This window comes from Specibacter sp. AOP5-B1-6 (assembly GCF_052376555.1).
Lineage (GTDB): Bacteria > Actinomycetota > Actinomycetes > Actinomycetales > Micrococcaceae > Specibacter.
Genome location: NZ_JBQSVT010000047.1, coordinates 1 through 21,827 on the forward strand (window position 1 = coordinate 1; position 21,827 = coordinate 21,827).

The following is a 21,827-nucleotide window of genomic DNA, read 5'->3' on the forward strand; positions in this document are numbered from 1 at the left end:
AATCAGCCCAGCATCAAAAAGGCCATCGGGTTGCTGGGAAGAAGAGGTATCCATACCCCAATTATCCCAGCACTGGCGCGGAATCCCGGTTAATCCACCGGCGTTTTAAGCATTATCGGGTCAATGCAGTTCCCGACTACTGACCCACGCACCTAGCTCTCATATTTCTGGCAAATGGCTGTGTACCACCAACACAATGGTGGGCTGCGGCGTGGCCATGCCAACGCCATTGTTTTCCAGCCGACCAGACTCCCAACTCGTCCCGGTAGAGGAACCTCTACCGGGCAATCGCGGAGATCACTATGTTGGGCCAATTTCGAGTCCTTGGGCACACCAGCATGTTCGTTAAGCGGACGCCCTTTATCGGCAATACGTCACGGCCAGTAGAGTGGGGCGAGTGAGTATTGAGAGCATTAAAGGTGCCGGTAGTCTGTCAACTGCAACTTAGAACTGACCACTGGCGGCAGTTTGTTTTGACCAGTGGTGGCAGTGGGTTGACCATGGGCGGCAAGTACTTTTGACCAGTGGCCAGGCGCCGGGGGTGTGCTGGGGTTGCGGCGCCTGACCGTGGTGTGGGGTTAATTCATCGGGTGGGTTCCTTTCCCGTTTTGTGCTTGCATGAGGCGGACGGACTCGCCGCTGGTTTGGCAGAGGTGCGCGTGGTGCATGAGTCGGTCCACGGTCGCGGTGGCGATGGTTTTAGGCATGAGCTCATCGAAGCCGGAGGGGTGGATGTTGGAGCTGATCGCCAGGGAGCGTTTCTCGTAGGAGGCTTCCACTACGCGGTAGAACCCCTCGGCGGCGTCGCCGGAGACCGGCAAAAGGCCTATGTCATCAATGCAGATCAGATCCACGCTGGTGACGCGGGTGATGGCTTTGTTGACGCTGTCATCGATGCGGTGGCGGCGCACGAGCGCGCCGAGGTCTTCCAGGCTGAGCCAGGACACGGAGAGGCCTTCATCGATGGCTTGCTGGCCCAGGGACTCCAGCAGCAGGGTCTTACCCGTGCCGGAGGGCCCGCACGCGATCAGGTTCTCCCGCCGCCGCACCCATTCCAGAGTCCGTAGGAACGAGGTCGTTGCCAGGGGCAGAGTGGAAAGGGATTCCTCCCACACATCGAAGGTTTTTCCGGTCGGGAACCCCGCACGTTTGCGCCGTGTGGCGAGCATGGAACGGTTCCTCCCGGTGGCTTCGGCCTCCAGCAGGACGCGTACGACTTCGGTGGGATCCCAGCGTTGGGCTTTCGCGGTGGCGAGGACGTCGGCAACGACGGCGCGGGCGTGGGGCATGCGGGTAGTGCGCATCAGCGCAATCACCTGTTCCACGGCTTGATCGGCCAGCGGGGCCGGGGTGAGGATTGCGGTGCTCATTCTGCTACTCCTTCAAGATCGGTGACATCGGCGGGAATGGTGTCGTCGCCGGGTGTTGTGGTGGGGTTGGTGGTGCCGAAGTTCGCCCAACCACTGGTGCCTTGGCTGAGCCATTGGCTTTGATCGGTCACGGTATGCCGGTCCTGGCTGGGCGTCACGGGTGGTTCGCCGGTGGCGGTGTTGGTGATGATCGAGACCAGGTCCTCGTGCGTGAAGCGGTGGTGCACGGCGGCAGCTCCCAGGCCCTGATCGACGACATCGTTGCCCATGACCTTGGCGAGCGTCACGGCGCGTTCCATTTTGTGGCGGATCTTGTTCGTGCCGGCCGCGGCGGCTTCCTTGAGCCATAAAGCCGCCCCGGCACCGAGCGCCAGGAATTCCTCATCGGCCTTGGTTTTCGGGCGGATGACCCGTTCCAAGGCGCCGGCGGAGGCTGGCGGGAAATGCGCGTCAACGACCGCAGGCACGCCGGGGCGGGTGAGCTTGTGGCGGGCGACTTCCACCGGCCCGGCCTTGTCAACGTGCACGATGATGACGTGGGTGTCGGTGCCACGCACCCACACCCTTTGCCCCATCAGGATGTGCGGGACGGAATAGCGCGAATGCTCGTAAGCGACCATGGGCGTGTTCGGCGGTACCTGGCGGACTTGGCCGAAACTCGCCGTGACTGGCACCGCCGGGACAGGGTGCAGCTTGGGCTGCTCGATCAGCCGGAGCATGTTCTTGGGGATCTCCAGCGTGGCGCGGTGCACCGAGGAATTCACATCCTCCATAAACGCCTTGCACGCCTCTTCCAGCTCGGCGAAAGAGCCATATTCCAGCCGCAGATTGGAATCCTTCGGGACGAGGTCGGCCTTGGCGATCTTCACCGCGTTTTCCACGCCACCCTTGGATGCAGGGTCTGCCGGCATGCACGTGTGCACGGCAGTGGAGTAGTGCCGGGCGAACGCGACGATCAGCGGGTTACGGACTGGTACCCCTGCGACATGCTCGATGGTGACGGTTTTCTCATTGTCGGTCAATACATATGTTGGTACACCATTAATGATCCTGAACGACCGATCCAGGGCAGCGAACACGTTCGGCATCGTCTTGTCCCGCAGCGGGATGACGATCCGGAAGCGCGAGTACGCCAGCCAGGCAACGAACAATACGGTCTTGGCGCCGTCAACAACAGGACCATCTCCGTAGTCCCACTGGAGCCACAGCCCTGGGGCCACCGACCATGGCCGGTGAACACGGGCGTTCTGGGCCCGGTACTTTGATTTCAACCCGGCCAGGACATAGCGGGTCGTGCGGATCGAGCCGGTGTAGCCAAGATCAACGAGCTTGTCATGAACAACGTCGCCGCGGATCTTCCCGCGGGACTGTTCTACCAGCTGTGTCATCGCCGGCAGGTACGGGTCAGTGATCCTGCCACGCTTACGTGCGATCGGCGCCTGCGCCCCCGCAGCCCGTGCTTTCACATACGAACGGACCGTGTTGTGTGAGACACCGCAAACCTCCGCGGCACCCCGGTACGACTGGGTCATGTCATAAGCAGCTAAAATTTCCATGAACTCTCCTGGAGACTTCAAAATAAGCCCCTTCCTTCCCACAATGGGTGAAATTGAAACGATTGGCATCGTCATTTCACCCCGAAGGAAGGGGCTCTCCCCGTAAAGACACGGGGGATGGACAAGGGAATCCCAGCACACCCAGCCGCCAGCGGGCGGCGAACTACTGGTCAAAACACTTGCAGCCACTGGTCAGAACCACTGCCGCGAACGGTCAATCTAAAATGCCGTCTATGGTCAGTTTAAAGCTGCAGCTAACAGTAGTCCGACCGTCGATCGTCCGGGGCGTCCGGCCGTCGTGCTTATTCTGTGGGTCGCTTTACTGGGGCTGTTTGCGAGCATCGCTCCGGCCGTACAAGCTACTTTCGCGGTTCCTTTTGAGGTCCTCTCGCTCGTAATGCTCACACCTGCGTTGGCTTGTGTTGTCGTAATCCTTCGGCCCAAGTGGATGCCAGCGGCATGGAAAGCGGTCCTTTCGCGAGAAATTCTAACCTCATCTGTAGTCGCTGCTGTAGCTGTGGCTGGTTTCGTGGGTGTGCTTGCACTCTTGACGGGCCGGTGGCCCAGTTGGCCCCCAAACACGGTGGGCGCGCCATTGGTCGTTTTCTTGGTTCTTCAAGCCGGAGGGGTCCTGGCAGAAGAGATCGGATGGCGGGGAGTCGTGCAACGCTGCGGTGAGCAGTTTGCCAAGCCTGCCGTCGTCTCCGCGCTTGCTGGCTTTGTATTCGGTGCGACCCACCTTGGGTACTGGTCGCTGGGGGCGCTGCCGGTTCTGACATTCGCCGTTACCGCGATGCTCATGAGTCTGACTATCACCACGATCTTTGTCGGTTCATTTTGGCAGCGCATGATTCCCGCCGTTATCGTGCACCTCGGCGTCAATCTCGGTATAGCTTCCCTGTCGGCATCGGACCAGCCGCTGGCAACGACGCTGACGGCTGTGGGCGCAGCATTGGTTATGTTGTCCCTCGCAGTCGTCGGCAAAGCATTGTTTTCGCGTCGCCCGGCTCGCCTCGCACGATCAGATCAGTAAGGTCGGAGCACGGCTAACCGAATCGATGCTTAGTAGCAAAGAGACGCAGGAGGTTCATTCTGGAGGTTCCGACGTAGTACTGGTGCAGGACGCCGGCTTGTCGCAGGGCTGTGAAGTGGTGCGTTGCCGATGCCTTGATGGGTAGTTCGATGGCTCCGCAGGTGAGTACTTCCTGTGCGTTGGCCAGCTGCTTCAGGATGCTCATGCGTACGTGGTCTGCGACGGCGACGAATATGCGGGGAAAATGAAGTCGGCGATGTCAGGGCCGTCCGTGCGGGCTGCGTCTGCGCTGGAACGGGAGCCGGCCAGGACCTGCGCTCTGATCCGCTCGGGCAGCCTGGCGCGTTGAGGACGTGGTCGCGCCGTGTTACGAAGCCGGCTCCGGGCGCGACCGCATGAACGAGCGCGTGTGGTTTGCTGAGTGCTCCCTCCTCATCAGCGAGGGGGGATATCCCCACTCCAGATTGACCAGTCCGCACCATAGCCGGTAGTGGCCACGGTTGGAGAAACTTGAAGGAGCAACAACAGCGCGTCGGAGTGTGCCGTAATAGACGGCACCAGCAACGTGCTCCTACAGGAGATTCCACAATGATCGATGTACCCGCCCGTAACACCCGCCGTCGACTACTGATGGGGGCCACCGCCGTCGCCGCCCTCGTCGGCACCTTGACCGCGTGCAGCGCTGCGCAGTCCGAGCCGAAAGAACCCACCACAGCTGCACCGTCTGTGTCTGTGCGGTCATCGCTGGCCATGGTCTCGAACGATGGGCATGACCTAGCCTTCCATGTCACTCCCGGGCACCTTCCAGCGATTGTGCTCGACGCCGGTGGTGGACTCGATTCCTCGACGTGGGCCGATCTCGCGCCTGAGATCGCTAGCAGCACCGGCGCCATGGTCATCTCGTACGATCGTGCCGGGATGGGCGAGAGCGACGAGGTCCACGGGCCGTGGAAAGCCGAAGACGCGGCCTCCGATCTGGCTGCCGGGTTGACGGCACTGGGAGCGGACCAAGTAGTTCTCGTCGCTCACTCCCTCGCGGGCGAGGTCGCTACATATTACGCCAACGAGCACCCAGAGACAGTGGTGGGTGCCGTGCTACTCGACGCCAGCCTGCCCGAGTTCTACAGCACCGCGGTCACCGAGATGATGGTCGTCGCCAACCAGGAAGCGTTGACCGAGGCACAAGCTGCCCCCTCCACGAAGGAAACCCGTCAGTTCATCGCCCTTGCCGAGAATTACGGGCCCGACCACAACGCCTACAACCAGATGACCTGGCCAGACTCGATTCCTGCCATCGCCGTACTATCTGAATCGACTCCGTTCCCCGCTGGAGATGCGGCCGAACTGTGGCGAGCGGCTGCTGCCCAGTTCGTCAACGCCGCGGACAACCGCACCCTTGTCACCGCGGACAAGAGCTCACACAACATCGTCACCGACCGGCCCGACGTCGTCCTCGCTCAGATCGAAACCATCCTGGCGATATCACATTAGCCTCGCGACGTAGTCGTGCCCAAAAGCCAACGCTCCGAGCCCGGATCTCGAGTGGCACGTGGATCGGACTGTCCCACAGGAGTCTTGGTCCGCGAGCCAATCCACCACGGCATCACTGGCAGTTGATCGGTATCCGATCAAATGGTTCCGGATCGTACAAGTTGTCGATGCTGAGCTCTCCACTATCGACGCGCGGCTGCAACGCCTTGTGCCTTGCGACGCTTTGCGTGCGTGTCCTGAAAACATAGGCGTCGTCAATGGTCAGCTCCCCACCGGATGCAGTCCACACCAGTGTGTAGTTGCCCGCACTGATTGGCCGGTATACATCATAGGTATGCCATTTTCCTGCCGACCTGCCGACCTGCCGACCTGCCGACGCCGATGATGCCGACGGCGTAGGCCTCCCCTTGACTACCACCCCACATATCGGTCTGCCGTACGACCGCTCGACAGCCGTCCGGTCCATGGGGATCCAGGATGAAGTTGCTTGTACCCAAATCGAAAAACGCCACCATCGCGTTTCCCGCTCCAACAACGCCAACCAGCATAAAGAAGGCAACGGAACGCATCAGTCTCCAGCGCCCATCATCCCTTCTCGGGCCTGGCCTCCTGCTGCCACGAACGATCCAAAGGACCCAGAGCACCAGCGAAGCCAGCAAAAGACCACTGCTTAGCATCCAGGCGCGGATGACATGCGAGCCAACTACCAGGATCCACCCGTTGAAGAACCCAATGACCACCCCGAAGCCGAGCAACAGAGAAACGATGCTGGCCAAATACACTCGCGACCTGACTGGCAGGTAGCGCTTCTCGTCTGTCTCCATCGAAGGATTCTATCTGGAGTGAAAACTGACGATGATTGGAGTGGTTATGGACGGCCAGAACCAAAAGGGGAAAACATGAACGCCGTTTACACAGTGAGGCTGCACCGGACTGTCACAATTGGAACGATCTACGGGGCTGTCTCGTCTCCTGAAGTGTCGCTGGTGGAGGGTATACGGGACGCCCCTCGACTTGGATTTCAGATGAGTGGGTGGCGGTGCAAACTGGTCCTGATTTACAGTGGTCAGCTGCCGTCACCGTTCAATCCCCAAACCGGGTCGGTGGATCAAGGCTAAGGCTGTGGCATGAACCGCTCCCAGACGCGGTGTTTTGCCAGCAACCGTGCCAAGCCCTCGACCACTTCCCCGGGATACCCGTGCACTATTCCGGGGGCGGCCGCGTCCACGCCGCCCGCGGCCAGCACATCCCCAGCGCTGCCCCACCCGCCAATGGCTTTCGCATGCCGGAAAGCCTCTGCCGCGAGCACTGCCACCCTCGGGTCCGGAGCGGTCCGTTCTTCCGTTGCCAGCACGACGGCGTCAAACTCCACCGAGCGGGCCGTTGCGTAACTTCTCTGGACAGCTTCGTCCGTTCCTGCCAGCACCCCGGCGGTTGGCGCAACGATCAGAGCCAGCATGCCGGCAGCGGTGATGGCATCGCGGGCCTGCAACACCTGCTCGGGATCGCTGGCGGTATCCGTCACAATGCCGATGACCCTGCCCTCGACAGGCCAGCTTTGGCCCACCTGCGACACTGCCGGGCTGGGCGCTTGCTCGGTGGGCGGTTCCGCCGCTTCCGGCACCGGCAACCCCAATTCCTCGGCGACGGTCCGACACAGCTGGGCATCAATGTTGGCCAGGGCAGCCAGCTGCCGCTCGCGGATGGTTTGGTCGTAGCACTTGCCAAGTTCGAAAGCGTAGGCTCCGGCGACGTGCCCTTGTTCCGTGGCCGTAAGGCTCCGGTAGAACAAGGTTGCCTGGGAAAAATGGTCGCTGAACGTCGCCGGGTTGGACCGCTCCTTCGTCCCCGCCGCCACCGCCTGAGGGAAGTCGATGAACGCAGCGGCGTCCATTCCGGCCGTGAAGGGACAGCCGCCGTCCAACGAGTTTGGCTTGTACGGCGCAACACCGGCGTAATCTGCGCTTTGGTGCATGCCGTCCCGCAACATGTCATTAACGGGTGCGTGCGGCCGGTTGATGGGCAGCTGGCCAAAATTGGGTCCACCCAGGCGGCTGATTTGGGTGTCCAGGTAGGAAAACAACCGTCCCTGCAGCAGCGGGTCATTGCTGACGTCGATGCCGGGGACCAAATGCCCGGGGTGGAAGGCCACCTGCTCCGTCTCGGCAAAGTAGTTCTTCGGATTGGCGTTGAGCGTCATCCGCCCCAGCATCTGCACGGGCGCCAGCTCTTCGGGCACAAACTTGGTGGGATCCAACAGATCGATGCCTTGATACATTTCGTCCTCGACGTCGGGAAAGACCTGCACACCCAACTCCCAGGACGGGAAATGCCCTGCCTCAATGGCGTCTGCCAGGTCACGCCGGTGAAAATCCGGGTCCACACCGTTCACTATCTGCGCTTCTTCCCACACGAGCGAGTGCACGCCCAAGGCGGGCTTCCAATGGAACTTGACCAACGCCGTCGAGCCTTCATCGTTGACCAGACGGAAGGTATGGACGCCAAAGCCCTCCATCATGCGGAAGGAGCGGGGAATGCCGCGGTCGGCCATGAACCAAAGCGTGTGGGCCTGGGCCTCGGTGTGCAGGGACACAAAGTCCCAAAACGTGTCGTGGGCACTTTGCGCCTGTGGGATCTCCCGGTCAGGGTGTGGCTTGGCCGCGTGGACCACGTCCGGAAACTTGATGGCATCCTGGATGAAAAATACCGGGATGTTGTTCCCGACCAGATCGAAGGTTCCTTCGTCGGTGTAGAACTTCACTGCGAAACCGCGAGTGTCCCGCACGGCGTCCGCAGAGCCGCGAGACCCCACCACTGTCGAGAAGCGAACAAACACCGGAGTCTCCACCTCGGGTGCGAGGAACCCCGCCCGGGTCAGCCCGGTGCCGGTCCCGTACGACTGGAAGACTCCATGGGCGCCAGCACCGCGCGCATGTACCACACGCTCCGGGATGCGCTCATGATCAAAATGGGTGATCTTCTCCCGCAGGTGGTGATCTTGGAGGAGGATGGGGCCACGCCGGCCTGCCTTGAGCGAATGGTCCGTATCCTGCAGTCTCGCGCCCTGTGCGGTGGTCAGATAGTCACCGCTCTGGCTCCGTGACCCCTCAGGTTCGCCGGTGGGCGTCCCCGTGGGCGAAACAAGTTCCGGCCCACGTTGGTCGGGCTTCGGAGGCAAGGGCTTTCGCGGCTCGATCGGTTCCGCAAACGATGGTGGTTCGGCGGACGGTGCCCCTGGAACGGGCGGGGTCGGGTGTGCCATGTTTCCTCCAACAGGGTGAAGTGGATTGCGTTGACACTCCCAACCTTGGACGCGTCCGCGGACATGGTCAAGGGGCGACGGTCTGTGAATTCCGGCTGAGCCGTGCTGTAGCGTGGCTTTGCGGGGAATTTAGTTCCTCCACGACCGCCCCTAACATATCCTGGCGGGGTCGGTTCAGGCTGGGTCCTTCAACGACGCCGCCACGTTCTCCCACCCGCTGGCCAACTCCCACTTCCGGGCAGTGCTCGTGAACGTTTTCTTCGATGTCAGCGAAGTCTGCAGGGTATCTCCGGTACATCACCTTCGAAAGGCTCACGTCGAAGTCCACGCGGCCATCCGACCAGTAGGTGTCGTAACGGACCACTCGCATAGGGTGATGAAGCCACCTTGAGGGTCGGATGAAAGCCGTGGCACGAACGGCGACAGGTTGATCCCCGGTTTCAGGCATGGATCGATAATTGCACATCTATTGGCACTTATGACTCTTCCGTGGGCGCAATCCGCGCCCCTTAACGTCCACACGTCCATGGAAGAGTAATCAGAGCCGTTTTGGCAGCCTTTTGTAGCCCTAATCGCCCAGTCCTGCAGGGCCATCCGCATGGGTACTGTTTACGTTTCAGCGATTTACCCTGAGCTATTGGACACGCCAAGTATCACTCACTCGGGATAGCTGAGGTTCTTTGCCTGTTGCCTATGGCTTCGACTGCTGCGGCGGTGCCAAGCATGACGGCTGTACCGAAAGTAGTACCGAGGGCGACAAGTATCGCACCGACAACCCACAGGCCGCTCGAATCCATAGCGGAGGCAGTGCTCATCCATGCAAGCGTGAAGGAAGCGGGAATTACCAGCAGGGCAACGACAAAACGCAAGAGCCGGTAGGCGAGCCCTACCACCACGACGCCGCACAGGAACGCTGCCACTCCCTGCCATGTCTCGTACGGTCCAGTCATTTCGCCAGTGACTGCGTCGTACTGGTACTCGGCATCCCAGCCGAACCAACCGAACCAGAGCCCTGCTGACAGAAGGCAAATCAGGACGACGGACGACCATTGCTCAAGGGGTGGCCGGTCACGGCTTCGGGTCAGTCGCATCCTCCACTATAAGTCTCATCCGAATATAGGTTGACCGCGCCACCTGGAATTCACCGCAGCCATAATTGTGAGAATCGTCGGCCGCCTGCAAGTTCGTATAACTGCACGAAAAATTGGAGCGCTGGCGCGATACCGGACATCCGGACGGTGAGACGCCCCGTACGCCTAGGGTTACGCGACAGCAGCCGTACGAGAAAACAAGGCGACGGATCATTGACGGCCAGGCGACGCAGTATGGGTATCTGGGGCGGGTACGTCAGCCAACATAGATGAGTGTCGACCAGGCGACATCGATCACGCAGAGACCATCGTCGGTCTCACGGTAGAAGACGTCGCCGGGATGCTTGTCCCCTGGCTTCGCCCCATCGGGAAGGCCTTCCAAATTGATGTTCCACTGCGGATCGAGTGGAACTTGTTCCTCCCAATATCCGGGAACGAACCGTTCCGGTTCGCCTGCGGAGCGGCCCGCCCAATCTGTTCTTTTACCGAGGTCTGCTTCGGCGTCTTCGCAGACCAGCTCGGATGTGCCGTCAGAAGCGAGGTCTTGGATAAGGTTCTCGGTAGTTTGGATAACCTGAGCGCCGTCGCTCCCCCAAATTAGCGTGTCGACCGAGCAACCGGCCAAGGTCAGTGCGCACGCAGTTGCGAATCCAGCAAGAGCGAGGGAGCGAAGAGTCGTCATAACCTGAGGCTACAAGATGGCGCAACCACGCTACACTTCGAGCGGAAAATCCGAGGCGCCATTCCTGGTTCAGCCGCCAGAAGTCCTAGACCACCGCCGTAAATTCCCAGGCGGTCGGCAACTGTTCCCGGCAGTTGTCGAACCGGCGCTCAGAACCGAAAATGCCTCAAGGTCGCCCACAAATGAACCGTAAAAATGGGGACGTTCATGGGCCAATCCCGCAATAAGAAATCACCAAATTGCATCTTTGGCAATGGCCACTGGCCGCCTGGCAGGCCGGATCGACACCAAGCCTCGGACAACGCAGTGCGATGAGGCACGACCGGCGTCCTTTTATAGCCGATGACAAGCACACAAGCCGGAGCCAGGAGGCCGGGCCGTTACTGGCCGGGGATCGGGAAGAAAACCCGCGGATCCTGCAAGAGCGCAGGATAATCGAAGTCTGCGCGGTCAATGATCTCGCTAAGTTCGAAGGTGCGCCCAAAGCGGCCGTCATCGAGAGTGATCGGCCGGCCCTGGATCTTGCCCAACGCAAACCTGGCACCATCTTCCAGGGGGATCAGCACCGTGGTGTTGCCGGGTACGGTCCTGAAGGCCTCGTCCTGTCGCTTGCGGTTCTGAGTGGGCTTCTTCGTCAGCTGCTTGGGAGCCTTGCGGGCACCCTTCGCCACAGCCTTACGCGGATTTTCGTCGACTTGGGTGCCTTCGTCGCCGTCGTTCTTGTCATGCCCGGGCTTGGCCCTGCCCCATGCCGGCATTCCGACCTTGTCGATCTTTTCCGTGGCGACGTCACCCAGCGGGGCTCGCAAGACCCACACGAAGTCCTCATAAGGGTCCTCGGGAACGACCTCCCGCCGCGGCTCGGGCCACAGCAATTCCAAATCCGTTGGCGTGTCCGCAAAAACCGCGTCATAGAAACGCGAGTCCTTCTGAATCAGCTTCGAACGGTGGCTTGCGTGAAAATCAGGATCACCCAACCACGACGGCATGGGGATCTTGTCCGCATAGTCGGGGTGGGCGGCCTGCGGGGCGAACTCCTTGATGCTCTCCCGGGTGTTGTCCGGGTGGCCTCGGGCGATCCATTCGTCCGCCATGGCCAGGGCGTACATGGTGAGAGCCGGAACATGCCCCATCCACATGCGAACGGCCGGATGCGACTGCCGGCCGTATCCCGGAATCACCAGCGTACGGAGGATTTGCAGCGCTTCAACACGCTGTTTTCCTAGCCTTGTGGTGTCCAGAGCGGCTGCACTCTGCTGAAAGTCGGGGTATGGGAGGAAAGTCTGCATGCATTCAGTCTGACGGCCCGGGCGCCGTGTGCCAATTGCAATGCCCTTTCAGTGGCGGAGACTTCCCCCACAGTCACGCGGGCGGCACCCCCGTGCGCTGCGGTCGGGGGCGGTCGAAAAGTTGTTTTCGCGCCAGCGATACTGGTGCGGCCCAAGAAACTGGCTTCGGCCTCGTTCACTTTTGCGGTCTGGAAATTTGAGCCCAGATCAAGGGTCCATCGTCCGGCAAGGCGACTACCCCCGGTCATCCACTGCGACGCGCTGCAAACCCAAGCCCTGCCGCTCAACCGGTATATCCCTGGCCTCAGCAGCTTCTCTGAAGGAGCGATGCGGTTGGCCTTCGCCGTCCCTGCGCGAAGGCTTGATCGCTATTTCCAAGACTCGTCCCACCTTGCTTCCTTCGACATCAATTCCGGTGATCCCCGCCTTAGTTGGTGGGCATTCCGTAGTGGTCTGCGATCAGTTCCACTGTGCGCGACTGGGCACGGCGCGAATATCCCTGAACAACCAGCATCACCTCGTCGACACCGGTTTGTCCGTGGAGCTCCTCCAAGCCTTCGGCCACCTTGGCGGCGGTTCCATGAAGTGTCCGATCGGTGTATTCCTCAATGACATGTCGCTCCTGGGCGGTGCCCTCAAAGGCTTCGACTTCCTCGGGAGGAAGCAGTGCGAAGGACTTGCGCTGGAACATTCTCAGCATTGCCATGGCGGTGGATGTCGACTGGCGCCGAGCCTCGGCGGGATCGTCATCAGCAATGGCCCCAATGCTGACGAGGCTGTATGGCTCCGCGAGAAATTGTGACGGGCGGAAATTTTCGCGGTAGATCCGCATGGCATTCAGGACGTCGGCGCTGCCAAACTGCAGGGCGAAGGCATAAGGGCGACCGAGCCGGGCGGCGACTTGCGCGGAGTAAGTCGATGACCCCAGAATCCAGATATCCTCGCCGGTCTCCGATGATGGGACCCGGTTTTGCTCGGCCTGCCACGGCCCCGGCACTGCGGGCACATCCTTGTAAGGGTGATTTTGCGGGAAGTCATTTCCGAGAAACCCGAGCAGTTCTGCGACTTGCTCAGGAAATTCATCGTTCCCCGCATGGTGGCGTCGCAGGGCCGCGGCCGTTGCTCCGTCGGTTCCCGGAGCCCGCCCCAGGCCGAGATCGATCCGTCCCGGGGCCAGCGCATCGAGCATGCCGAACTGTTCGGCAACCACCAGAGGCACGTGGTTGGGCAGCATGATCCCGCCCGCCCCGAGCCTAATGCGCTCGGTCTCGCCGATGAGCCGGGCCACCATGAGCTGCGGGGAAGGGGTGGCGGCACCGGGCATCGCATGATGTTCGGATATCCAGAATCGCTGAAAACCGCGTCGGTCGGCCAGCTGCGCGAGTGCGATCATCTCTTCAAAGGTTTCCCCCACAGAGTGACCCACTCCGGTGAATGAATTGTCGAGTACCGACAGAACGAAGGGGGCGGTGCCGGAAGGGTGTGGGTTATTCATGAAATTCCTCACTTGTCACGGAATAATGTCAGTTTTGACGTGATAATCCACCATAGGGGCTTATCACGGCAAAGCGCAACTGATACCGTGATTACCATGACAAAGGTCCCACTGCCCCCCGCTGCCGGCACCGCCGAGCATCCATGCCTGGCGTTGGCCAACAGCACCGTCACCCTGCCGGGCGGGCAACGCGTCGATGAGCTCAACAACCCGGAAAATGCCACCGCTTGGCTCATCATGCACGAGCTCGCACCCGTCGACACTGGGCTGCTCGCCTATTGCCAGCTTCAGCTCACGGACCTGCGGAAGGACATCCGGAAGGTGCTGGAGTCGCACACCCAAGGCGAAGTGCCGAATGCCGGGTCGCTGGGCGGCATCAACCGTGCCCTGACGGCAGTGCCCAACGCCGCGTTGCTGCAATATGACACCGACAAAGGGCTGCTCCGGGTTCCGAGCCACCCAACAACCCAGCTCGTCAATCACGCCATGGCTCAAATCGCCGAGGATGCCGCCGCGGTGTTGACCGGCCCGGATGCACACCGCATCGCACGCTGCGCATCCACACCGTGCGATCGATTCATGGTTCGAACGCACGCAAGGCGGCAGTGGTGCTCAGAACGCTGCGGCGCCAGGCAGCGGGCCAATCGAGCCTATGCCCGCAAGCAGGACAAGTCCCCCGCCGCATGACCGGAGAGATTCCACGACGAAGGCGGGGTGGGAAGCGCAGGGAAACGGATTCTAGCGGCTGGCGAAGCGGGTCCGGTACGAGGTCGGGGTCGTTGCATAGGCCGCGACGAAGTTCTGGCGAAAGGTCACCGGGCTGCCGAAACCGCATGACTCCGCAATGCGGGCAATGCTCCAACTCGTGGTTTCCAGCAGCTGGCGCGCGTCGTCGAGCCGACGGCTGAGCACCCAGCGTGCCGGCGACAGACCCGTGACTTCCTTGAACCTTCGAGTGAAATTCCGTTTGCTCATGGTGGCGCGCGCCGCCAATTCCTCGACCTCAAGGTCCTGGTCCAGGTTCGCCAACGCCCATTGGACGGTCCGGCCCAGCGGCCCGTCCAAGTCTGGATCCTGAAGCGGCCGGGCAATGTACTGCGCCTGATCGCCTTCACGGTGCGGAGCGATGACGATCTGACGCGCCACGGCAGCCGCGGTCGCCGAGCCCAGACGTGTTCGCACAATATGCAGGCAAGCATCCAAGGCAGAAGCGGTGCCTGCCGAGGTGAGCACATCACCGTGGTCGACATAGAGCGCGGATTCATTAAACTCCACGGCAGGCGCCTTGACCGCCACGGCCTGGGCGGCACCCCAGTGCGTCACCGCCGTACGGCCGTCAAGGATGCCGCTGCGTGCCACCGGATAGGCGCCCAGGCACAGCCCCGCAATCGTGGCTCCCCGCTCATGGGAATCGCGTACCAGTCGAAGCAGGGCCTCGGAGGGCTCCGGCAGCTCTGACAACCACGATGGAAACACCACAAGATCGGCGTCATCGGCAACCTCCGGCCCGAAGGAGTCCCCCACCACGTACCCTTCGGCACTGCGCACCGACTGGCCCGCCTCGGTGAAAACCCTCGTCTCCCAGTCGTCGCCCAAGCCGAGCCGCGCAACCTCCCCGAAGACGAGCAACGGGGTCGCCAGATGGAACATGGTCATTCCATCAAATGCGTGGATGGCGATTTTCATTTTGGCCCATTTCCATCGAAAGTGTGCATATACGCCACTCACCCTATCCGAGGACGAGCTGCCATGCTGGAATCACCAAGCAAATACAACGAGACGAATGGGAGCCCACCATGGCTGAACTGCGCCGCGCACTCGTTATTATCGACGTGCAAAACGATTACTTTACAGAAGAAGGACCATTGGCGATCCAGTACCCCGATCGCAATGAGTCCCTGGCCAACATCACCCAGGCGATCGACCTCGCCGAAGCGCAGGGGATGCCCGTTGCCGTGGTGCAGCACCAGTACCCGGCTGGGGCCCCGGTATTCGCCGAGGGGTCCGAAGGCTGGAAGCTGCACCCGGAGATTTCCGCCCGCCGCAAGGATTCGTGGAAGAACCTCGTCAAGAGTTACGCCAGTGTTTTCGCCGACACCGACTTCGAATCCTGGCTGCGCTCCAACGACATCGACGCCATCACCCTGGTCGGCTACATGACCAACAACTGCGATCTGGCCACCGCAGCGGCGGCCGAACCATTGGGCCTCGGGGTTGAAGTGCTCTCCGATGCCAGTGGTGCGGTCCACCTGGCGAATGAGGCGGGTCAGGTCGGAGCACAGCAACTGCACGAGACGCTGATGGTGCTCCTGCAGTCCAACTTTGCCACCGTTGCCACCACGAACGATTGGGTGCAGGCCGTCGAGTCCGGAACCGCCCTGCCCAAAGGCGACTTGGGATCCTCCGCGGTGCAGGGCCGTGCAGCATTCGCACCGGTCGCCTGACCAATCCTACGTTTCTGCTCAAAGGCTGGGGCCGTAGCGGTACAGCCTCAGCCTCAGAGCAAAGACATTGATCGGATGGTTGCACAACGGAGAGACCGGCCGTGGCCTCCGCCTTGGTTTTATGACTGAATTAGTACGTGGGGGATGCTGGGATGTTTGACGTGGACGTAGTTGTCGTGGGCGCGGGTCTGGCAGGCCTCAGCGCCGCACGAAAGTTGGTTGCGTCAGGCAAAACAGCGGTCGTACTTGAGGCCCGTGACCGGGTGGCAGGCCGAACCATGGGTGGCTTCTCAGCAACGGAGTACCTGTAGAGCTGGGCGGCCAATGGGTCGGCCCTACGCAAGATGTGGTACTTGCGCTCATCGAGGAACAGGAACTTGAGACTTTCCGCAGCTTCGATCAGGGCGAAGCACTGAGCGTGTTCGACGGGAACGTCGTTCGCTACTCTGACAGGACGTTTGGGCTTCCGCCTGAATCGGCCATGGAGGTTGGCCGGCTCTGGGACCAGCTGGAAACCTTGGCCGCAACGGTGGCGATTGGAGAACCATGAGAAACCGAGGGAGCCCGGGACTTGGACCGCCAGACCCTTGACTCCTGGCTTGTTTCGCACACGGAAGACAGCCTCACTCGACGGTTCTTCCGCATCCTCGTCCCGGCGCTGTTTGCAGCCGAAGCTCCCGAACTTTCACTCCTGCACTTTCATTTCTACGTTAAATCCGGGACCGGCCTCGGCAGCCAAACACTGGTCATTCTGTACAGTCAGCGGCGAGCGGTTCGTTGCCACCAGCGATACATGAGAACAACACAAACTCCCTCAGACCAGTCCGCCACTAACACCAAGAGCTCGCACGCAGCCGGCATCCTGCCGCTCATCGGCACGATCCTGTTCGTCATCGTCACAATCATGCAGTTTGCCGGCGGCGCCGGCGAACATTCAGGCCCGCAGCTCGTCACCAACGCCGTGACCTACATGATCGGATGGGCGGGAGTTGGTGCAGGCATCTCACATCTCCTCTTCGGCCGCAAAATCTCCAAAACCATCGGCTTCGAAAAGAGCCCCTACGAACTCGAAGTCGGCTTCGCTGACCTGTCGTTCGGCATCGTCGCACTGATGGCAGCAAACTACTCCAGCGAATTTGCACTGGCCGTGATCCTCGCCAGCTCCATCTACCGCGTCGGCTGCGGCATCGGCCACATCTGCTCGATGATCAAGCAGCACAACTTCGCCGTCAACAACACCCTGATCCTGGTCACCAACTTCGCGGTGCCCGCATTCTTGATCTTCGCCTACTGCACCTGGGCATGATCCGCTGCACTCATTCAAGCGCTCGTCGAAGCGGCGCTGCGCCCTTCGCGGCTCAGCGTCCTTCGCTAGGGGAAGAAAATCATCTTCACCAGTGCCGCCGTCCCCACCCCGATGATGGTTGCCCGCAGGGCGGCGGGTGGCAGCTTGCGGCCGAATTTGGCCCCGAAGAAGCCGCCCAGAAGTGAACCGGCGGCGATCAAGGCGACAACTTTCCAATCAATGTGCTCCCCGGCCACGACAATGAACGTGACCGCCGCAATGGCATTGACAACGGTGGTGAGCACATTCTTGACGGCATTGATTTGCTGCAGCGCAAGGGAGGTCACGATGCTCATGAAGCCAACGAGCAGGATGCCCTGGGCGGCCCCAAAATAGCCGCCATAGACACCTAAAACAAAGATGCCCGCCAAGAGGCCCACGGCACCACCCGAAGGAACCGCACCGGTGGGCGTCCCGGCCATGGTGAGGGCCCGGCGTCGTGCGCTCAAGCGTTGCAACGCCGGCCCCAGCGCGACCATCAACAGGCCAAGAATGATCAAAACGGGCACGATCGTCTTGAACGCCGACGCCGGCAGCACCAGCAGGAGCAACGCCCCTGCCAAACCACCGGCGGCCGACGCCGGCAGCAGCCGCACAATCATGGCACGGTTGGGCGCCAGCTCCCTGCGATATCCCCAGGTGCCGGACAACCCGCCAGCCACGAGCCCAATATTGTTGGAAATATTTGCCGTCAACGGCGGATAGCCGAAGAGCAGGAGCACCGGAAACGTCACGAGCGTCCCGGAGCCCACGACGACATTGATCATGCCGGCCCAAATACCAGCGAGCAGGATCAAACCCATTTCCAGCATGCTTTCCTCTCGTCAAGTGCGCGGCGACAGCAGCAGAGCAGCGGCACCTGTCAAATCCTACGGGCAGATTTGTCCTGTGGATTGCCACTGCCGGTTTCACAAATGGCCGCACGAATCATCGCGGCACCGGGCCGGCCGAACCCTTGCGCCACCGCAATCGTTGCGTCTATGGTCAAGTTATGTCGGCTGTTATCCACGAGCCCCAGTCCCCTCATGTGTTGCGCGAGTACGCCATGATTGCCGACGGCGAACGGGCAGCATTGATCGGTCCCCGCGGGGACGTGGCGTGGATGTGCTTTCCACGCTGGGACAGCGAGGCCGTCTTTTCCTCCCTGCTGGGCGGCGCCGGCACCTTCGCGGTGACGCCCGCGAACTCCCGGTTTGTCTGGGGCGGCAGCTATCAGGACGGGACACTGATCTGGAAAAACCGCTGGGTCACAACAGAGGGAATCATCGAGTGCTGGGAGGCCCTGGCACAGCCGGCTGATCCGCACCGGGCGGTCCTGCTGCGCCGCATCCTTGCAGTTTCCGGCGCGGCCACGATGAACGTTGCCCTGGAGGCACGCGCGAGCTTCGGCAAACATGCCATGACAGACCTTAAATGTGCCAACGGGGTTTGGACCGGCCGCAGCGGACCGCTGCATGTGCGGCTGACGGGAGCTGGCACCGCCACGGAGCACGACGGCGGACTGCAGCTGAGCCTGGACGTCCCCGCCGGCGGTGCGCACGACCTTGCCCTGGAGCTGGCAGACCGGCCCTTCACTTCGCCTCCCGTGGACGTCGACGCGGCATGGGCCGCGACGAAGCGCAGCTGGACCGACGCCGTCCCGCAACTGTTGCAAACCATCGCCCCGGATGACGCCCGCCAATCCTATGCCGTGCTGCGGGGAATGACCGGGGCCAGCGGTGCGATGGTCGCGGCGGCAACCTTGGGGATGCCCGAACGCGCCCAAGCCCAGCGCAACTATGACTACCGCTACTCCTGGATCCGCGACCAGTGCTATGCCGGCCAGGCGGTCGCCGCCTGCGGGCCGTACCCGCTGCTCGATGACGCGGTCAGGTTCGTCACCGGCCGGCTCCTGGCTGACGGGCCGGGGCTGAAACCCGCCTATACCGTAACGGGCGGCCGGGTTCCCGACGAATCCGCCCTCGGATTGTCCGGGTATCCTGGCGGCTCCGCGAAGGTGGGCAACTGGGTCAATGAACAATTCCAGCTCGATGCCTTCGGTGAGACGCTGCTGCTCTTTGCCGCTGCCGCCACCCGCGACCGGCTGGATCTTGAGAATTGGCGTGCTGTCGAGGCTGCGGTGCAGGCCATCATGCACCGCTGGCAGGAACCGGACGCCGGCATTTGGGAGCTCCACAACGACAAATGGGCCCATTCGCGACTGATCTGCGCGGCGGGTCTGCGCGCGGTCGCCGGCCACGCCCCGGCGGCGCAAGGCGCGCCCTGGACGTCGTTGGCGGACGCCATCGTTGCCGACACGGCCCGCGACTGCCTGCATCCCAGCGGCCGCTGGCAGCGCAGCCCCACTGATGACCGGGTGGATGCTGCACTGCTCCTGCCGGCCCTGCGCGGGGCACTTCTGGCCAATGACCCCCGCAGCCTGGCCACGGTGGACGCCGTCCGGGCCGAGCTGGGCCGGGAAGGGTACGTGTACCGCTTCAGCCAGGATGCCCGCCCCTTGGCGCAGGCGGAGGGGGCTTTTCTTTTGTGCGGCTTCGACATGGCCATGGCCGTCCATCAGCAAGGGCACGAGGTCGAGGCGATGCACTGGTTTGAACGCAACCGGGCCGCCTGCGCCACGACGGGTTTGTTTACGGAGGAATACGACGTCGAGCAACGTCAGCTCCGCGGCAATTTCCCGCAAGCATTTGTGCACGCCGCCATGCTCGAGACTGCCAGCCGGCTCGCCACACCACCGAAACTGGAGCGGGCTTACCCCTAAGGAGCAGTGATGAGAAACGTTCACCAGGTGGTTGTTGTGACCGGGGCCAGCGGCGGGATTGGCCGGGCCACGGCCATCGCCTTTGGCAGGCGGGGCGCCGCTGTCGCTCTGCTGGCCAGGGGGCGGGCAGGGCTCGACGGCGCCGCCGCAGAAGTGGCGGCGGCCGGCGGCACGGCGCTGACGCTGCAGGTGGACACCTCCGATTTTACTGCGGTGGATGCCGCTGCGGACCGGGTGGAAAATGAACTGGGCCCAATCGATGTTTGGGTCAACGTGGCCTTCACCTCGGTCTTCGCCCCCTTCGCACAGATCAAGCCGGAGGAATTCGCCCGGGTCACAGCCGTGTCCTATCTTGGCTACGTCCATGGCACGATGGCGGCCCTGACCCGGATGCGCGGGCGCAACCGCGGGACCATAGTCCAGGTGGGATCCGCACTGGCATATCGGGGCATTCCGTTGCAGAGCGCCTACTGCGGAGCCAAGCATGCCATTCAGGGCTTCAACGAGTCGCTGCGGTGTGAACTGCTGCACGAGCACAGCGGGGTCCGGAACACGATGGTGCAAATGCCCGCCGTGAACACGCCGCAGTTCTCGTGGGTTCTTTCGCGGCTGCCTAAAAAGGCACAGCCGGTCCCGCCCATTTATCAGCCCGAGGTGGCCGCCCGCGCCGTCGTTCATGCCGCCGACCACCCGCAGCGCCGTGAATATTGGGTCGGTGGCAGCACAGCAGCAACCCTGCTCGCCAACGCCGTCGCCCCGGGCCTGCTGGATGCCTATCTGGCCCGCACCGGTTTTGCCTCGCAGCAGACCAGTGAACAGCGGCCCGCGAACCAGCCGGCCAATTTGTGGGAACCGGCAGACGCTGACACTGATTTTGGCACCCACGGCGTCTTTGACGACCGGTCAAAATCACGGAGCACGCAGCTGTGGGCATCGCAACACCACCCGCTTTTGGCGGTGGGAGCCGCCGCGGGGACCCTCGGGCTGGCCGCCGGTGCCGGAGCGCTCCTTGGGCGATGGAGCCGGCGATGAAGGCTCTTGAGGTTATCCGGATCATGGTGGGACTGTGCCAGCTCGTCCGGCCGCAGCTGCTCTACGGGGCCGCCACCGGTTCCCAGCCGCCACCTGGCGCGGTGGTGGTGCTGCGGGTTCTCGGTGCCCGGCATTTTGTGCAGGGGTTGCTGCTGGCACGGGCGGGGCGGACCTGGCATCGTTGCGGTGCGCTCGTGGACCTGGCCCATGCCGCGACGATGGTGGCGCTGGCCTGCGGTGACAGGCGTTGGCGCAAGCCCGCCGCGCTTGATGCGGCACTTGCCTCGGCGTTCGCCGCGATGGAGGCGCGATGACTCAGCTCTTGGGTTCGGTCCCCGCCAGCGCAGGCCCGCGCGTCTCCTGCAGTTCGTGTGTCTCCTTCAGTCCCACCGCGAATCGTTCAGCTTCAGTGACTTCCCCTGCTGCGTGGGCGAAGGCGTCCAACACCGGGCCCATGCCACGGCGCAATTCTGCCGGCATCCTTTCCAACACAGCAGCGATGGATGCGCGGCGGTGTTCCATCAGCTGGTCCACCAAGGAACGGCCCTCCCGGCTGAGTGCCAGGAGCAGATACCGGCGATCCTCCGGGTTGTCCCTGCGGTCCAGAAGTCCCGCGGCGACCAGCCGCTCACAGGTCCGGGTGGCGTTGGAGGGGTGCACCCCCAAGTCTGCGGCCACGGCGCCGAGATTTTGCGGACCGTGGGTGTCGATGAAGACCAGGACCCGCAGTTGCGGGGAGGTGACGCGGTCCTCAACCTCGGCCACCGATTGGGCGACGACGGCCATGAATACCCGGGCGGCCCGCATCGCAGCATCGATTTCGTCGGGTGAATCAGCACGCACTGCTGGACCGGGCGGGCAATCCGCGGTCACCGCGTCGGTGCGGGCGGGGTCATGGCTTATAAGCGGGTTCACTTTTTCGAGTGTAGTTGCGCATGTGCAATGTTTGCCGGACTTTGACTCCGCCCCGGGCTTC

The 21,827-nt window shown here is 62.3% G+C and carries 22 protein-coding genes; 10 read left to right on the forward strand and 12 right to left on the reverse strand.

Annotation, left to right across the window (positions count from 1 at the left end):
• Window positions 1-578: 578 nt before the first annotated feature.
• Together ACT3TS_RS17040 and istA are read right to left on the reverse strand one after the other, a co-directional pair.
• Complete coding sequence (locus tag ACT3TS_RS17040; protein WP_444532721.1) at window positions 579-1,370, reverse strand: ATP-binding protein; 792 nt, start codon at window positions 1,368-1,370, stop codon at window positions 579-581.
• Window positions 1,367-2,947 (reverse strand): IS21 family transposase, encoded by a 1,581-nt coding sequence (gene istA / locus ACT3TS_RS17045; protein ID WP_444532722.1) that lies wholly within the window; start codon window positions 2,945-2,947, stop codon window positions 1,367-1,369. The genes ACT3TS_RS17040 and istA overlap by 4 nt, the downstream gene beginning before the upstream one ends.
• Window positions 2,948-3,374: 427 nt before the next feature.
• Between istA and ACT3TS_RS17050 the strand changes: the two genes are divergently transcribed.
• Entirely contained in the window at window positions 3,375-3,959 is a 585-nt protein-coding gene (locus ACT3TS_RS17050; RefSeq protein WP_444532750.1) for a CPBP family intramembrane glutamic endopeptidase, read from the forward strand.
• A 13-nt stretch (window positions 3,960-3,972) separates the two neighbouring features.
• On the opposite strand, the gene ACT3TS_RS17055 is transcribed toward ACT3TS_RS17050, so the two are convergent.
• Complete coding sequence (locus ACT3TS_RS17055; RefSeq protein WP_444532723.1) at window positions 3,973-4,164, reverse strand: hypothetical protein; 192 nt, start codon at window positions 4,162-4,164, stop codon at window positions 3,973-3,975.
• Between the two features lie 383 nt (window positions 4,165-4,547).
• Here ACT3TS_RS17055 and ACT3TS_RS17060 point away from each other — a divergent pair, with 383 nt between their 5' ends.
• The gene (locus tag ACT3TS_RS17060) at window positions 4,548-5,450 is read left to right on the forward strand and encodes an alpha/beta fold hydrolase (RefSeq protein ID WP_444532724.1); all 903 of its coding nucleotides are present in this window, start codon (window positions 4,548-4,550) and stop codon (window positions 5,448-5,450) included.
• A gap of 326 nt (window positions 5,451-5,776) precedes the next feature.
• Here the strand turns inward: ACT3TS_RS17060 and ACT3TS_RS17065 are convergent, their stop codons facing one another.
• The 6 genes from ACT3TS_RS17065 to ACT3TS_RS17090 all read right to left on the reverse strand — a co-directional run bounded on the left by ACT3TS_RS17065 (window position 5,777) and on the right by ACT3TS_RS17090 (window position 13,269).
• Window positions 5,777-6,274 (reverse strand): hypothetical protein, encoded by a 498-nt coding sequence (locus tag ACT3TS_RS17065; protein WP_444532725.1) that lies wholly within the window; start codon window positions 6,272-6,274, stop codon window positions 5,777-5,779.
• A gap of 290 nt (window positions 6,275-6,564) precedes the next feature.
• Complete coding sequence (locus ACT3TS_RS17070) at window positions 6,565-8,712, reverse strand: catalase (protein WP_444532726.1); 2,148 nt, start codon at window positions 8,710-8,712, stop codon at window positions 6,565-6,567.
• 653 nt (window positions 8,713-9,365) lie between these two features.
• Complete coding sequence (locus ACT3TS_RS17075) at window positions 9,366-9,662, reverse strand: hypothetical protein (RefSeq protein WP_444532727.1); 297 nt, start codon at window positions 9,660-9,662, stop codon at window positions 9,366-9,368.
• 397 nt (window positions 9,663-10,059) lie between these two features.
• Window positions 10,060-10,485 carry a hypothetical protein gene (locus ACT3TS_RS17080; RefSeq protein ID WP_444532728.1) on the reverse strand — a complete coding sequence of 142 codons (426 nt, stop codon included), beginning with the start codon at window positions 10,483-10,485 and terminating at the stop codon, window positions 10,060-10,062.
• A gap of 380 nt (window positions 10,486-10,865) precedes the next feature.
• A complete protein-coding gene (locus tag ACT3TS_RS17085; RefSeq protein WP_444532729.1) occupies window positions 10,866-11,774 on the reverse strand; it encodes an MSMEG_6728 family protein in 909 nt (302 codons plus the stop codon).
• 427 nt (window positions 11,775-12,201) lie between these two features.
• Window positions 12,202-13,269, reverse strand: a complete 1,068-nt coding sequence (locus tag ACT3TS_RS17090; protein ID WP_444532730.1) for an LLM class flavin-dependent oxidoreductase — start codon at window positions 13,267-13,269, stop codon at window positions 12,202-12,204.
• 96 nt (window positions 13,270-13,365) lie between these two features.
• Between ACT3TS_RS17090 and ACT3TS_RS17095 the strand changes: the two genes are divergently transcribed.
• The gene (locus ACT3TS_RS17095) at window positions 13,366-13,956 is read left to right on the forward strand and encodes a CGNR zinc finger domain-containing protein (protein WP_444532731.1); all 591 of its coding nucleotides are present in this window, start codon (window positions 13,366-13,368) and stop codon (window positions 13,954-13,956) included.
• A 51-nt stretch (window positions 13,957-14,007) separates the two neighbouring features.
• On the opposite strand, the gene ACT3TS_RS17100 is transcribed toward ACT3TS_RS17095, so the two are convergent.
• Window positions 14,008-14,955 (reverse strand): GlxA family transcriptional regulator, encoded by a 948-nt coding sequence (locus ACT3TS_RS17100; RefSeq protein WP_444532732.1) that lies wholly within the window; start codon window positions 14,953-14,955, stop codon window positions 14,008-14,010.
• 110 nt (window positions 14,956-15,065) lie between these two features.
• On the opposite strand from ACT3TS_RS17100, the gene ACT3TS_RS17105 reads away from it, so the two are divergent.
• From ACT3TS_RS17105 to ACT3TS_RS17120, 4 genes are all read left to right on the forward strand, one after another.
• Window positions 15,066-15,713 (forward strand): isochorismatase family protein, encoded by a 648-nt coding sequence (locus ACT3TS_RS17105; protein WP_444532733.1) that lies wholly within the window; start codon window positions 15,066-15,068, stop codon window positions 15,711-15,713.
• A gap of 152 nt (window positions 15,714-15,865) precedes the next feature.
• The gene (locus ACT3TS_RS17110; RefSeq protein WP_444532734.1) at window positions 15,866-16,024 is read left to right on the forward strand and encodes an FAD-dependent oxidoreductase; all 159 of its coding nucleotides are present in this window, start codon (window positions 15,866-15,868) and stop codon (window positions 16,022-16,024) included.
• A gap of 35 nt (window positions 16,025-16,059) precedes the next feature.
• Window positions 16,060-16,263, forward strand: coding sequence for a hypothetical protein (locus ACT3TS_RS17115; RefSeq protein ID WP_444532735.1), 204 nt, complete (start codon window positions 16,060-16,062; stop codon window positions 16,261-16,263).
• Between the two features lie 243 nt (window positions 16,264-16,506).
• Window positions 16,507-17,019, forward strand: a complete 513-nt coding sequence (locus tag ACT3TS_RS17120; protein ID WP_444532736.1) for a DUF6790 family protein — start codon at window positions 16,507-16,509, stop codon at window positions 17,017-17,019.
• A gap of 65 nt (window positions 17,020-17,084) precedes the next feature.
• Here ACT3TS_RS17120 and ACT3TS_RS17125 read toward each other — a convergent pair whose 3' ends face one another.
• Entirely contained in the window at window positions 17,085-17,870 is a 786-nt protein-coding gene (locus tag ACT3TS_RS17125) for a sulfite exporter TauE/SafE family protein (RefSeq protein WP_444532737.1), read from the reverse strand.
• 179 nt (window positions 17,871-18,049) lie between these two features.
• On the opposite strand from ACT3TS_RS17125, the gene ACT3TS_RS17130 reads away from it, so the two are divergent.
• The 3 genes from ACT3TS_RS17130 to ACT3TS_RS17140 are packed head-to-tail and all read left to right on the forward strand — an operon-like array spanning window position 18,050 to window position 21,165.
• The gene (locus ACT3TS_RS17130) at window positions 18,050-19,819 is read left to right on the forward strand and encodes a glycoside hydrolase family 15 protein (RefSeq protein WP_444532738.1); all 1,770 of its coding nucleotides are present in this window, start codon (window positions 18,050-18,052) and stop codon (window positions 19,817-19,819) included.
• Window positions 19,820-19,828: 9 nt separating this feature from the next.
• Window positions 19,829-20,851: an SDR family oxidoreductase gene (locus ACT3TS_RS17135; protein WP_444532739.1), complete on the forward strand. Its 1,023-nt coding sequence runs from the start codon at window positions 19,829-19,831 to the stop codon at window positions 20,849-20,851.
• Window positions 20,848-21,165 carry a hypothetical protein gene (locus tag ACT3TS_RS17140; RefSeq protein WP_444532740.1) on the forward strand — a complete coding sequence of 106 codons (318 nt, stop codon included), beginning with the start codon at window positions 20,848-20,850 and terminating at the stop codon, window positions 21,163-21,165. The genes ACT3TS_RS17135 and ACT3TS_RS17140 overlap by 4 nt, the downstream gene beginning before the upstream one ends.
• A gap of 1 nt (window position 21,166) precedes the next feature.
• Here ACT3TS_RS17140 and ACT3TS_RS17145 read toward each other — a convergent pair whose 3' ends face one another.
• Complete coding sequence (locus tag ACT3TS_RS17145) at window positions 21,167-21,766, reverse strand: MarR family winged helix-turn-helix transcriptional regulator (protein ID WP_444532741.1); 600 nt, start codon at window positions 21,764-21,766, stop codon at window positions 21,167-21,169.
• Window positions 21,767-21,827 lie beyond the last annotated feature (61 nt).

Coding starts and splice junctions, on each gene's coding strand:
- ACT3TS_RS17105 (WP_444532733.1), top strand. CDS start 15,066: ATGGCTGAACTGCGCCGCGCACTCGTTATTATCGACGTGCAAAACGAT.
- ACT3TS_RS17140 (WP_444532740.1), top strand. CDS start 20,848: ATGAAGGCTCTTGAGGTTATCCGGATCATGGTGGGACTGTGCCAGCTC.
- ACT3TS_RS17070 (WP_444532726.1), bottom strand. CDS start 8,712: ATGGCACACCCGACCCCGCCCGTTCCAGGGGCACCGTCCGCCGAACCA.
- ACT3TS_RS17135 (WP_444532739.1), top strand. CDS start 19,829: ATGAGAAACGTTCACCAGGTGGTTGTTGTGACCGGGGCCAGCGGCGGG.
- ACT3TS_RS17050 (WP_444532750.1), top strand. CDS start 3,375: ATGCCAGCGGCATGGAAAGCGGTCCTTTCGCGAGAAATTCTAACCTCA.
- ACT3TS_RS17095 (WP_444532731.1), top strand. CDS start 13,366: ATGACAAAGGTCCCACTGCCCCCCGCTGCCGGCACCGCCGAGCATCCA.
- ACT3TS_RS17075 (WP_444532727.1), bottom strand. CDS start 9,662: ATGACTGGACCGTACGAGACATGGCAGGGAGTGGCAGCGTTCCTGTGC.
- ACT3TS_RS17040 (WP_444532721.1), bottom strand. CDS start 1,370: ATGAGCACCGCAATCCTCACCCCGGCCCCGCTGGCCGATCAAGCCGTG.
- ACT3TS_RS17100 (WP_444532732.1), bottom strand. CDS start 14,955: ATGAAAATCGCCATCCACGCATTTGATGGAATGACCATGTTCCATCTG.
- ACT3TS_RS17120 (WP_444532736.1), top strand. CDS start 16,507: ATGAGAACAACACAAACTCCCTCAGACCAGTCCGCCACTAACACCAAG.
- ACT3TS_RS17090 (WP_444532730.1), bottom strand. CDS start 13,269: ATGAATAACCCACACCCTTCCGGCACCGCCCCCTTCGTTCTGTCGGTA.
- ACT3TS_RS17125 (WP_444532737.1), bottom strand. CDS start 17,870: ATGCTGGAAATGGGTTTGATCCTGCTCGCTGGTATTTGGGCCGGCATG.
- ACT3TS_RS17060 (WP_444532724.1), top strand. CDS start 4,548: ATGATCGATGTACCCGCCCGTAACACCCGCCGTCGACTACTGATGGGG.
- ACT3TS_RS17055 (WP_444532723.1), bottom strand. CDS start 4,164: ATGAGCATCCTGAAGCAGCTGGCCAACGCACAGGAAGTACTCACCTGC.
- ACT3TS_RS17110 (WP_444532734.1), top strand. CDS start 15,866: ATGTTTGACGTGGACGTAGTTGTCGTGGGCGCGGGTCTGGCAGGCCTC.
- ACT3TS_RS17130 (WP_444532738.1), top strand. CDS start 18,050: ATGTCGGCTGTTATCCACGAGCCCCAGTCCCCTCATGTGTTGCGCGAG.
- ACT3TS_RS17080 (WP_444532728.1), bottom strand. CDS start 10,485: ATGACGACTCTTCGCTCCCTCGCTCTTGCTGGATTCGCAACTGCGTGC.
- ACT3TS_RS17085 (WP_444532729.1), bottom strand. CDS start 11,774: ATGCAGACTTTCCTCCCATACCCCGACTTTCAGCAGAGTGCAGCCGCT.
- ACT3TS_RS17065 (WP_444532725.1), bottom strand. CDS start 6,274: ATGGAGACAGACGAGAAGCGCTACCTGCCAGTCAGGTCGCGAGTGTAT.